This window comes from Pseudomonas sp. L7, assembly GCF_046605565.1.
Lineage (GTDB): Bacteria > Pseudomonadota > Gammaproteobacteria > Pseudomonadales > Pseudomonadaceae > Aquipseudomonas > Aquipseudomonas wayambapalatensis.
Map to the genome: position 1 here is coordinate 5,241,305 of NZ_CP176784.1, position 11,907 is coordinate 5,253,211.

At 63.3% G+C, this 11,907-nt stretch carries 7 protein-coding genes; 5 read left to right on the plus strand and 2 right to left on the minus strand.

What is annotated here, in order from left to right; all coding sequences use genetic code 11:
• Positions 1-9 precede the first annotated feature (9 nt).
• Positions 10-1,734 carry a hypothetical protein gene (locus ACK3BK_RS23950; protein ID WP_411383450.1) on the minus strand — a complete coding sequence of 575 codons (1,725 nt, stop codon included), beginning with the start codon at positions 1,732-1,734 and terminating at the stop codon, positions 10-12.
• Between the two features lie 197 nt (positions 1,735-1,931).
• Here ACK3BK_RS23950 and ACK3BK_RS23955 point away from each other — a divergent pair, with 197 nt between their 5' ends.
• Positions 1,932-3,404 carry a trypsin-like serine peptidase gene (locus tag ACK3BK_RS23955; protein WP_411383451.1) on the plus strand — a complete coding sequence of 491 codons (1,473 nt, stop codon included), beginning with the start codon at positions 1,932-1,934 and terminating at the stop codon, positions 3,402-3,404.
• A gap of 61 nt (positions 3,405-3,465) precedes the next feature.
• Here the strand turns inward: ACK3BK_RS23955 and ACK3BK_RS23960 are convergent, their stop codons facing one another.
• On the minus strand, positions 3,466-5,412 hold the full coding sequence (locus tag ACK3BK_RS23960; protein WP_411384513.1) for a BCCT family transporter: 1,947 nt from the start codon (positions 5,410-5,412) through the stop codon (positions 3,466-3,468).
• Positions 5,413-5,946: 534 nt separating this feature from the next.
• Here ACK3BK_RS23960 and betI point away from each other — a divergent pair.
• From betI to ACK3BK_RS23980, 4 genes are all read left to right on the plus strand, one after another.
• Positions 5,947-6,612 carry a transcriptional regulator BetI gene (betI, locus tag ACK3BK_RS23965; protein ID WP_186665643.1) on the plus strand — a complete coding sequence of 222 codons (666 nt, stop codon included), beginning with the start codon at positions 5,947-5,949 and terminating at the stop codon, positions 6,610-6,612.
• A gap of 30 nt (positions 6,613-6,642) precedes the next feature.
• On the plus strand, positions 6,643-8,115 hold the full coding sequence (betB, locus tag ACK3BK_RS23970) for a betaine-aldehyde dehydrogenase (protein WP_186665641.1): 1,473 nt from the start codon (positions 6,643-6,645) through the stop codon (positions 8,113-8,115).
• Positions 8,116-8,191: 76 nt separating this feature from the next.
• Positions 8,192-9,889, plus strand: coding sequence for a choline dehydrogenase (gene betA / locus ACK3BK_RS23975; RefSeq protein ID WP_186665639.1), 1,698 nt, complete (start codon positions 8,192-8,194; stop codon positions 9,887-9,889).
• Positions 9,890-10,160: 271 nt separating this feature from the next.
• Complete coding sequence (locus tag ACK3BK_RS23980) at positions 10,161-11,903, plus strand: potassium/proton antiporter (protein ID WP_186666100.1); 1,743 nt, start codon at positions 10,161-10,163, stop codon at positions 11,901-11,903.
• Positions 11,904-11,907: the final 4 nt, after the last annotated feature.

Below are 11,907 nucleotides of genomic sequence, written 5' to 3' on the forward strand. Positions count from 1 at the left end.
TCAGAGCGCCTACAGGCTGTTGAAGGGAATGATGTCCTTGGCCTGGGCGTAGGTCAGGTTGCCCCGGTAGATGCTCAGCACCTGCCCCTCGCTCGCGGCCCTCATCTGCTCCCTATAGCCCATCTTGCGCTGGCTCCAGAGCTTCAGGTGGCCCTTGCCGAACGCGGTGGGCGCCGCCTGGGAGTCAGCGAAGTGGAAGTGCGCAGCCCACAGGGGTCGGCCCTTGCTGTCAGCGGACGACTTGAGCAGGTTGATGCGGTACTCATCCAGGAAACCATCCGAAACCGGCTTGCGCGGCCCCACGTACTCGACCGCGATCAAGCCTTGCTGATGGAGGAAGCTCAACCCATGGGCGCCGGGATAGCGCGTCTTGGTATAAAGCTCGACCAGGCATTCGCGCTTCTGCTCGCGCAACCGGATCACAGCGTCATCCAGACGACCCAGCAGGCTGTCGGTGCTATCCACGTCCGCCAACTGTTCGCGCAAGTCCAGCACCTCGGCGACCTGCGCATCGAGCATCGAGATCAACCCGCTGTCCTGCGCGTCGTTGGCCACCAATGCCTTGGCCTGTTCGATGACGCTCTCGTTCTGCGCCAGTATGCCCTCGGCCAGTTCACGGCTTTTCCTCTCGGATTCCGGCGTCGAGGCCCGCGATTGCGGCTCAGGTGCTGTGCTCGCGACCTCTTCGAACCATGCACCGCCTGTCTTGTGAAAACGGTGTTGGACCTGGGCGCTGAACGCGCCCTTGACCTGCAATTCCGACTTCCCATCGACCATGACCTCGGTACCCAGCACTGTCTGGCCTGCATGGGTGCGCGCCACTTGCAATGCACGCAGCGGATAAACCGCACGACGCGGCGCCTGGGCTTGCCCGGCTGCCTGCTCACGCATGGCTTCGACCAGCGACTCGCCTGCCATTGTCTTCAACAGCACCATCTGCTCTCTGTAGGATGCCAGGCGCGGGATATCGACCAAGCGTCTGCCCAGCTTGGTGATGCGGTCGCAGTTGAGGATCGCTGCCAGGTACTCATCCCAGGCACCTTGCAGCACCTCGATGCGCTCGGCGATCGGCAGCTCGCAGAACATCGAGAGATGGTGGGAGTTGGCGGCAACACGCAAACGGTAACTGGCGATCGCGTCACGGAAGATCGTGTAATGCTGGTTGGTGGCTCCTTCTTTCAAGCGAAGGGCCAGTTCGACCAGGCTCATGGCCTGGAAGAAGCGGATCATGACCGTAGACGTCTTGCGAGCGGCGATGACTTGCGCAACGGTGACACGGCCCCTGCTCGATTCGATCTCCATCCCGATATCGCTGACCGCCAGCACACGATCCATCTGGCTGGAGACCTCCATGATCCTTGGCTGGTCCAGCACCAGCCCCTCAAGCAACTCCCGGCACCTGACATAGAGGGCTGCGCGGGCTTGCGGCGTGGCCCCGCTCAAACTGCTGGCAATCCGGTCATACTCATGGAAGTTACCCACCGCCACCGCTTCATCGAGGATGAACACGCCATAGCTGATCAGGTCTCGACGCACATTCGTGAGGGTTTGTCGCTGGTCCCTGTCGTGGGCGGTCGTGCGGGTATAGTTAGGGTTATCCAGCAGCGTGACAATGCTGTTCTCTGCGTTGACGTAGTGCTCGAACATGGAATACACCAGTTCGATACGCTGCCGGCGCAGGCCGTTCATCTCGCGCAGCAGTGCATCGCGTTTTGCGGTGTACAGTTCGGTCAACGTGTTGAACCGGGAAAGGTTGTCCGGATCCGTGGGAGGCGGTTGGTCGAGTGTTTCTTTCACCTTGACGAGCTTGGTCCGCAGCTCCTCAAGCTTGGCGTTTTGCCTCTCCCCTGCATCAGGTCACGCGATATCTACCACCCACACCCTCTCTTGTCGGAACAGGCTGCTGCGTGTCCCCACAACGGAGCCTACTGATGCCCTCACTATCTCCCTGGAGCCTCGCCGCCCTGCTCGGTGCATTAGCCCCTGCAGCCCTCATGGCAGAACCTGCAAGCACACCAAGCCCCGTGTTGAATGCCCAGGCGCAACATGCGCACTGGAGCGGAATCGGCCGATTGACCATGGACAACGGCAGACTGTGCATCGCCACCTTGATCGACAGCCGCGACAACCCGCCCACGACCGACAGCGGCCCCGCCTACATCCTGACCAGCGGCCACTGCGTGGACACGCGCAATGGCCGCATCGGCCAGGACCAGCCGACACACGGCAGCATCGCCTTCAACTACTTCATCGACACCCAGGAGCAGCGCAAGACCTTCGCTCTCAAGCGCAGCCTGTGGAACAGCATGCAGGGCACCGACCTGGCACTGCTTGAGCTGGACGCCACGCTCGATGAAGTCATGTCGCAAGGCATCATGCCGCTGCGCATGGGCAGCAACCCGGCCAAAGAAAAACCGGTTGTGGTCATTGGTGAACCCGGCAGCATCGGCAAGGGCCTGCGCGTGGCAAGCTGTACCGAGCACCCCGCCGACTTTGCCCTGGAGCACCCCTGGGTCTGGCGCAACATACGCGTCAACGACTGCCCCGGGGTCAGTGCCGGTGCCTCAGGCAGCCCCGTGATAACGCCAGACGACCAGCAGGTGATCGCAGTGATCAACAGTGTCACCAGCGACGCCAGCGCGCCCTGCGCTACAAACAGCCCTTGCGTAAATGCGCAAGGCTCGCAAGACGCCCCGCCACGCAACATCGCCATGCCGCTGAACAGGGTCCTCGGCTGCTTCAAGCAAGGTGTGGCCGACCTGGCACTGGACAGCTGCCAGCTACTGCCCGGCTTCTCGGCAACGGTGACCAAGCGGCCTCGCTTTCTCGAAAAGATCGCCAGCGATGAGCAAGGGCAGTACACCCCGCCCGGCTGGAACCTGCACTTCACCCTCGACACGCCCCGCTATCGCTTCAAGACCACGACCGACCCACTGGCCTGTGAAGAGCCGACCGGCTACAGCGGCACCATCGCTGCGGGGGAAGTGCCGATCGACGCCCCCGTCGGCCCAGAGCCCGGCTGGCACTTTCTCTGCCTGATCGGCGTGAATACCCCCGAGCAGGCGCCCTCGGTCGCGCTGATGGCCAACAGCCTGACGCTGGCGACGGAACTGTTGCCCGCCAAGGACGTGCCCTTCCCCGACGTGACCTATGCGTATCAGGACAATGGTGGCGTGCGAGTCACCTGGACACGCCATCCACCGGACGTGGTCCACTACCGGGTCAAGCAAGGCCCGGCAGCGAAGATCGACTGTGACGACCCCAAGGGCTTTGGCCTCCTGCGTCACACCCACTTCACCTTCGAGGCCAGCAAGCTGCCGCTGAAGATCTGCACCCGAGGCGAGGACATCATCCGCCAACAATCTGCGCTCCGCACCGACGTGATTGCGCCTGTAGCTCGCTGAGGCAAACAAAAAGGCCCTGTCGTGTGACAGGGCCTTTTCATGACAGCACGCGTAGGGGCGATCAGCTGTAGACACGCCCCAGCAACTGGCGATGGCTTTCGAACTGATCGAGCACATCGCGCACGATCTGCTCGGGCAGGAAGCCCATCAGGTCGTACTCCTGGCTACCGTTGTGCAGGTACACCTCGGCGCGGTAGAAGCGCTGGCGCACTTCAGGCTCGCCCCCGGCAGATGCCTCGCTCGGTGCCGCCAGATAGCCGTCCAGGCTGACTTCATAGACGAAGGGGTTGCCCTCTTCCATCATCACCCGCACACCCATCATGTTGCGCGACTGACCGACGCGGGTCTCCACCTCGAAGCCCTGGGCGCGCAGTTGTTCAGCCGCCTCCTTGAGGGCCGGGCTGACCTGCTTGTCCATGAAGCGCTGCACCACCGCCTGGGTCGGCTCGAGCTCCAGTTGCGTGAGGCGCTCGCTGAAGCCACGACGGCCACGGGCAGCCAGCTCCGCACGTTCCTGCTCGACCGCGACATCCTGCTTCATCGCCTTGTACAAGCCGAACATGAACAGCACCAGCACCACCGAGAACGGCAGGCCGGCCAGCACCACCATGGTCTGCATGGCTTCGAAGTTGCCGGCGAACAGCAGGCCGATGGTGACCAGGGTGATGATCACCGACCAGAACACCACCATCCAGTGCGGCGCGTCCTCGTCGACCTGGCCACCTTTGCACGAAAGGTTGGCCATCATCACCGCACCCGAGTCGGCCGGGGTGAGGAACAGCACGAAGCCGACGAACACCGCCACACCGATCACCACCTTGGCCGCCGGGAAGTATTCCAGCAACTGGTAGATCGACATCGACGGCTGTTCCAACGCGGTCTTGCCCAGCTCCACGGCGCCCTGGTTGATTACCAGGTCCAACGCGGTGTTGCCGAAGATCGACAGCCACGCCAGGGTGAAGCCCAGCGGGATCAGCAGCACGCCGCTGACCAGCTGGCGTACGGTACGGCCCTTGGAGATACGGGCGATGAACATGCCGACGAACGGGCCCCAGGAGATCCACCAGGCCCAGTAGAACACGGTCCACAGGCCCAGCCAGCGCTCGGATTTGCCCGCCTCGCCCTCGTAGACGTAGAGGTCGAAGGTCTTGAGCACGATGCCGTTGAGGTAGTCGCCGACGTTCTGCACGAAGCCGTTGAGCAGGTGCAGGGTGTTGCCGCCAAGCAGGACGAAGATCAGCAGGCCGCTGAACAGCATGATGTTCAGGTTGGACAGGCGGCGAATGCCGTTTTCCACCCCCGACACGGCGGCGACGGTGGCCACCCCAGCCATCACCAGAATGACCACCAGCAGGTTGGTCTTGCTGTGGTCCATGCCGAACAGGTATTCCAGGCCCGAAGACACCTGCATCGAACCGATACCCAGGTTGGTCACCAGGCCCAGCAGGGTGACGAACATGCCGAAGATGTCCACGGCGTTGCCCGCCGCGCCCTTGACCCAGCGCTCACCGACCAGCGGGTACAGCGCCGAACGCAGCGCCAGCGGCTGGTTGTGGCGGTAGGCGAAGTAGCCCACGGCCAGGCCCACCAGGGCGTAGATCGCCCAGCCATGCAGGCCCCAGTGCAGGAAGGTCAGTTGCAGGCCCTGGCGCGCAGCTTCGAGGCTCGCGGGGTTGCCTTCGGGCGGGTTGAAGTAGTGGTCCAGCGGTTCGGATGCGCCGAAATACAGCAGCGAGATACCGATACCGGACGAGAACAGCATGCCGGCCCAGGCGCCATAGCTGAAGTCGGGCTGGTCATCCTTGCCGCCCAGCTTGAGCTTGCCGTAGTCGGAGAAGGCCAGGAAGACGACGAACACGAGGTAACCACAGATCACCAGCATGTAGTACCAGCCGAAGGTGCGCGTCAGCCATCTCTGGGCCACGCCCAGCACCTGGCCGGCGGTTTCGGGTACAGCGATAAGCAAGGCAGTCAACGCGAGGACCAGCAGCGCGGAGGTGAAGAACACCACGCGGTTGACCCGAACCCTCTCGGCGGGGGGCTTTGTCAGGGAGGCAGAACTCATTGCACGAATGCTCCGGGCAGTAAGGCTGTGGAGGCTAATCAGTCAGTTCCCGCGCAATTGGTGCAATAGCCCCACTGCGTCAGGTGTTATAAAAGCACCCTGGAAACCGTGATCCCGAATCGAAACGCTGCAATTAAACAGACCGGCGGGCACTGCCTGAACGCTGCCATCCTTGCTGGATGCGCGCATTCGTCACAGCTCGCCTGACCCGCTCCAAGGGTCGTCCGCGCGGTCATCGACCGCTCGGCAGAATCTGTCCATGCATCGTTCTTGCCCGTCAACGCCTTGTATTCCGGGGGTTACACGTTTTCCTGGGGTGTCAATCCGTGCTTTCTCGACCGCCTGAAAAACTGTCAATGGCACAAATTGTCGCAGAGCTTATTCTTTATTGATTGAACGTTCAATCAAAACAAAATAGACTGGCCCTTGCCGAGTCGGATGCAGGTCGTCCGCTCGCAGGCCTGAGGAGATAGCAAGATGCCCAAGGTCGGTATGCAACCCATCCGCCGCCAGCAGTTGATCGACGCCACATTGCAGGCTGTCGACCAGGTCGGTCTGGGAGATGCCAGCATTGCGCTGATTGCCCGTTTGGCCGGTGTGTCGAACGGCATCATCAGTCACTACTTTCAGGACAAGAACGGCCTGATCGCAGCGACCATGCGCTACCTCATGAACGCGTTGAGCGAAGGCACCGTCGCCCGCCGACAAGCCCTCACAGACGACAGCCCGCGGGCGCACCTGAGAGTGATCGTCGAAGGCAACTTCGACGCAAGCCAGGTCAGCGGCCCGGCAATGAAAACCTGGTTGGCCTTCTGGGCCGCCAGCATGCACCAGCCGTCCTTGCACAGGTTGCAGCGGATCAACGATCACCGCCTTTACTCCAACCTGTGCTGCCAGTTCCGCCGTGTCTTGCCGCTCTACCATGCGCGCAAGGCCGCTCGCGGGCTGGCGGCCCTGATCGACGGCCTGTGGCTGCGCGGTGCGCTCTCGGGCGACGCGTTCGACACCGAGCAGGCAATACGGATCGCCTACGAATACATGGATCTACAACTGGCTAAGCAGCACGACCTGGATTCCAACCCCCAGGCGGCTGAACGATCGCACGCAGCGACTGCCCAATCGGCAGGAGCACGACGCGGCTAGCCAATCACACACTGCACTTGCGAGGACTCTATGGCCCGTTTCGGAACGCAAAAACTCTACATCGATGGTGGTTATGTCGACGCTGGCAGCGATGCCACCTTCGAGGCCATCAACCCGGCCACCGGCGAAGTCCTTGCCCACGTCCAGCGTGCGACCGAGGCTGACGTCGAGCGCGCCGTCGAGAGCGCCGAACGTGGCCAGAAAGTCTGGGCCGCGATGACCGCCATGCAGCGTTCGCGCATCCTGCGCCGCGCCGTCGACATCCTGCGCGAGCGCAACGACGAGCTGGCCATGCTGGAAACCCTGGACACCGGCAAGTCGTACTCCGAAACCCGCTACGTCGACATCGTCACCGGTGCCGATGTACTGGAGTACTACGCAGGCCTGGTCCCGGCAATCGAAGGTGAGCAGATCCCGCTGCGCGAATCGTCCTTCGTCTACACCCGTCGCGAGCCACTGGGCGTGACTGCCGGTATCGGCGCGTGGAACTACCCGATCCAGATCGCCCTGTGGAAGTCCGCGCCTGCCCTGGCCGCTGGCAACGCGATGATCTTCAAACCGTCGGAAGTCACCTCGCTGACCACCCTGAAACTGGCCGAGATCTTCACCGAAGCCGGCCTGCCGGATGGCGTGTTCAACGTCCTGACCGGTAGCGGCCGTGAAGTCGGCACCCTGTTGACCGAGCACCCACGCATCGAGAAAGTCTCCTTCACCGGCGGCACCACCACCGGCAAGAAGGTCATGGCCAGCGCCTCGAGCTCCTCGCTCAAGGAAGTGACCATGGAACTGGGCGGCAAGTCGCCGCTGATCATCTGCGACGACGCCGACCTGGACAAGGCCGCCGACATCGCCATGATGGCCAACTTCTACAGCTCCGGTCAGGTCTGCACCAACGGCACCCGCGTGTTCGTCCCGGTCGCGATGAAAGCGGCGTTCGAAGCCAAGATCGCCGAGCGCGTCGCCCGCATCCGCATCGGCAACCCGGAAGACGAGAACACCAACTTCGGCCCGCTGGTCAGCTTCCAGCACATGGAAAGCGTCCTGGGCTACATCGCCAAGGGCAAGGAAGAAGGCGCCCGCGTGCTGTGCGGCGGTGAGCGTCTGACCGAAGGCGCGTTCGCCAAGGGCGCCTTCGTCGCCCCGACCGTGTTCACCGACTGCCGCGACGACATGACCATCGTCAAGGAAGAAATCTTCGGGCCGGTGATGAGCATCCTCACCTACGAAACCGAAGAAGAAGTCATCCGCCGCGCCAACGACACCGAGTACGGCCTGGCTGCGGGCGTATGCACCAACGACATCACCCGCGCCCACCGCATCATCCACAAGCTCGAAGCCGGTATCTGCTGGATCAACGCCTGGGGTGAATCGCCAGCCGAAATGCCGGTTGGCGGCTACAAGCAGTCGGGCGTCGGCCGTGAGAACGGCGTCAGCTCGCTGGCTCAATACACTCGCATCAAGTCGGTGCAGGTCGAGCTGGGCGGCTACAACTCGGTCTTCTAAGACCGGTCTGGCCACGCCCGTGCCTTTGCGCACGGGCACTCCCGCTCCCTGAACACTGCCAACGAGGGTACTTTGCATGTCCCAAGAATACGATTACATCATCGTCGGTGCCGGTTCGGCCGGTAACACCCTGGCCACCCGCCTGACCGAAGACGCCAGCGTCTCGGTGCTGCTGCTGGAAGCCGGCGGCCCCGACTACCGCTTCGATTTCCGCACCCAGATGCCAGCCGCCCTGGCCTTCCCGCTGCAGGGCCGCCGCTACAACTGGGCCTACGAGACCGACCCTGAACCGCACATGGATGGCCGCCGCATGGAATGTGGCCGCGGCAAGGGCCTGGGTGGCTCCTCGCTGATCAACGGCATGTGCTACATCCGCGGCAACGCCATGGACTTCGACGGCTGGGCCGAACTGCCAGGCCTGGAAGACTGGACCTACCTGGACTGCCTGCCCTACTTCAAGAAAGCCGAAACCCGCGACATCGGCCCGAACGACTACCACGGTGGCGACGGCCCGGTCAGCGTTGCCACGCCAAAAGCCGGCAACAACCCGCTGTTCCATGCCATGGTCGAAGCCGGTGTACAGGCCGGTTACCCACGCACCGAAGACCTCAACGGCTACCAGCAGGAAGGCTTCGGTCCGATGGACCGTTCGGTGACCAAGAACGGTCGTCGCTCCAGCACCGCCCGCGGCTACCTGGACCAGGCCAAGAAACGCCCGAACCTGACCATCGTCACCCACGCCCTGAGCGACCGCGTACTCTTCGAAGGCAAGCGCGCCGTGGGTGTGACCTATCTGGTCGGTGACAGCGAAGAGCGTGTCGAAGCCCGTGCCCGCAAGGAAGTCATCGTCAGCTCCGGCGCCATCGCTTCGCCGCAGTTGCTGCAGCGCTCCGGTGTCGGCCCGCGCGCCCTGCTGGAGAGCCTCGACATTCCGGTGGTCCACGACCTGCCGGGCGTCGGCGAGAACCTGCAGGACCACCTGGAACTGTATCTGCAGTACGCCTGCACCCAGCCGGTGTCGCTGTACCCATCGCTGCTGTGGTGGAACCAGCCGGCCATCGGTGCCGAGTGGCTGTTCAACGGCACCGGCATCGGCGCCAGCAACCAGTTCGAGGCCGGTGGTTTCATCCGCACCCGCCCTGAGTTCGAGTGGCCGAACATCCAGTACCACTTCCTGCCGGTGGCGATCAACTACAACGGCTCCAACGGCGTGAAGGAACACGGCTTCCAGGCGCACATGGGCTCGATGCGTTCGCCAAGCCGTGGCCGCATCCAACTCAAGTCCAAGGACCCGCGCCAGCACCCGAGCATCCTGTTCAACTACATGGCCACCGAACAGGACTGGCAAGAGTTCCGCGACGGCATCCGCCTGACCCGCGAGATCATGGCCCAGCCTGCGCTGGACCCGTATCGCGGTCGCGAGATCAGCCCGGGCGCGCACGTGCAGACCGATGAAGAGCTGGACAAATTCATCCGCGAGCACGCCGAAACCGCGTTCCACCCATCCTGCTCGTGCAAGATGGGCACCGACGACATGGCGGTGGTCGATGGCGAAGGCCGCGTGCATGGCATGCAAGGCCTGCGTGTGGTCGATGCGTCGATCATGCCGATCATCATCACCGGCAACCTCAACGCCACCACGATCATGATCGCCGAGAAAATCTCCGACAAGATCCGTGGCCGCAAGCCACTGCCACGCAGCACGGCCAAGTACTACAAGGCCAACGGTGCGCCGGTGAAGGGCAAGCCGATGCGTGAGGTGAAGCAGGCGTAATCCTGCACCGGCCTCTTCGCGGCGGTTCGTCGCCCCGACAAGCCAGCTCCCCACAGGTACTGCACAAGTCTTCATGCCTGTGGTGAATCTGTGGGAGCGGGCTTGCCCGCGAAAGGGCCCGCATAGGCAACACAACAAAAGGCACCCACCGCGGTGCCTTTTGTACATCTGCAGAAACGCTTTACATGCTGGCAATTCATCAGGTTAGAATCGATTGGCACGCGACTTGCGAGTCAAGTCATCTTTCCGCGATATCCCGGAGTACCTGCCTTTGGATGCCAGCACCATCAACAGCCTGTTCCTGATCGGCGCACTGCTGGTGGGCGCAAGTATCCTGGTCAGCTCTCTGTCGTCGCGCCTGGGCATTCCTATCCTGGTCATCATCCTCGCGGTCGGCATGGTCGCCGGTGTCGATGGTGGCGGCATCATCTTCAACAACTACCCGACCGCCTACCTGGTGGGCAACCTCGCGCTGGCCGTGATCCTGCTCGACGGCGGCCTGCGTACGCGGGTAGCGAGTTTCCGCGTGGCCCTGTGGCCGGCCTTGTCGCTGGCCACGGTGGGCGTGCTCATCACCACCGGCCTGACCGGCATGGTCGCCGCCTGGCTGTTCGACCTGAGCCTGATCCAGGGCCTGCTGATCGGCGCCATCGTCGGCTCTACCGACGCCGCGGCGGTGTTTTCGCTGCTCGGTGGCAAAGGCCTGAACGAACGGGTCACGGCTACGCTCGAGATCGAGTCGGGCAGCAACGACCCGATGGCGGTATTCCTCACCGTCACCCTGATCGACATGATCGCCAGCGGCCAGACCGGCCTGCACTGGAGCCTGCTGACCCACCTGATCCGCGAGTTCGGCATCGGCGGCCTGCTGGGCCTGGGTGGCGGCTGGCTGATGCTGCAACTGGTCAACCGCATCAACCTGGCCGGTGGCCTGTACCCGATCCTGGTGATCGCCGGGGGCCTGGTGGTGTTCTCCCTGACCAACGCCCTGCACGGCAGCGGCTTCCTTGCCGTCTACCTGTGCGGCCTGGTGCTGGGCAACAAGCCGATCCGCAGCCGCCACGGCATCCTGCACATGCTCGACGGCATGGCCTGGCTGGCGCAGATCGGCATGTTCCTGGTGCTGGGGCTGCTGGTCACCCCGCACGACCTGCTGCCCATCGCCCTGCCCGCCCTGGGCCTGGCGCTGTGGATGATCCTCTTCGCCCGCCCACTGTCGGTGCTGGCCGCACTGCTGCCGTTCAAGGCGTTCCACGGCCGCGAAAAGGGCTTCATTTCCTGGGTTGGCCTGCGCGGCGCGGTACCGATCATCCTTGCGGTGTTCCCGCTGATGGCGGGCCTGCCCGATGCGCAGTTGTTCTTCAACCTGGCGTTCTTCATCGTGCTGGTGTCGCTGCTGGTGCAAGGCACCAGCCTGCCGTGGATGGCCAAGCTGCTGAAGGTCACGGTGCCGCCAGATCCAGCGCCGATCTCGCGCTCGGCGCTGGAGGTGCACATCACCAGCGAATGGGAGCTGTTCGTCTACCGCCTGGGCGCGGAAAAATGGTGCATCGGCGCAGCCCTGCGCGAGCTGAAGATGCCCGAGGGCACGCGCATTGCCGCGCTGTTCCGTGGCGAGCAGTTGCTGCACCCCTCGGGCAGTACCGTGCTGGAGGTCGGCGACATGCTCTGCGTGATCGGCCATGAGCACAACCTGCCAGCCCTGGGCAAACTGTTCAGCCAGGCGCCACAGCGCGGCCTGGACCTGCGCTTCTTCGGCGACTTCGTCCTCGAAGGCGATGCCGAGCTCGGCGCGGTGGCAGCACTTTATGGCCTGAAGCTCGACGGGCTGGATGCGAAAATGCCGTTGGCGCAGTTCATCCGACAGAAGGTCGGAGGCGCTCCAGTCGTAGGCGACCAGGTCGAATGGCACAGCACGATCTGGACGGTCGCGACCATGGACGGGAACAAGATCCAGAAAGTGGGCGTCAGATTCCCCGAAGGAACCCGGCCCGGCCCGGGGCTGTTCCTCTAAACTC

Excerpts from the sequence above, each read along its gene's own strand:
- ACK3BK_RS23955 (WP_411383451.1), top strand. The coding sequence starts at position 1,932 with ATGCCCTCACTATCTCCCTGGAGCCTCGCCGCCCTGCTCGGTGCATTA.
- betI (WP_186665643.1), top strand. The coding sequence starts at position 5,947 with ATGCCCAAGGTCGGTATGCAACCCATCCGCCGCCAGCAGTTGATCGAC.
- betB (WP_186665641.1), top strand. The coding sequence starts at position 6,643 with ATGGCCCGTTTCGGAACGCAAAAACTCTACATCGATGGTGGTTATGTC.
- betA (WP_186665639.1), top strand. The coding sequence starts at position 8,192 with ATGTCCCAAGAATACGATTACATCATCGTCGGTGCCGGTTCGGCCGGT.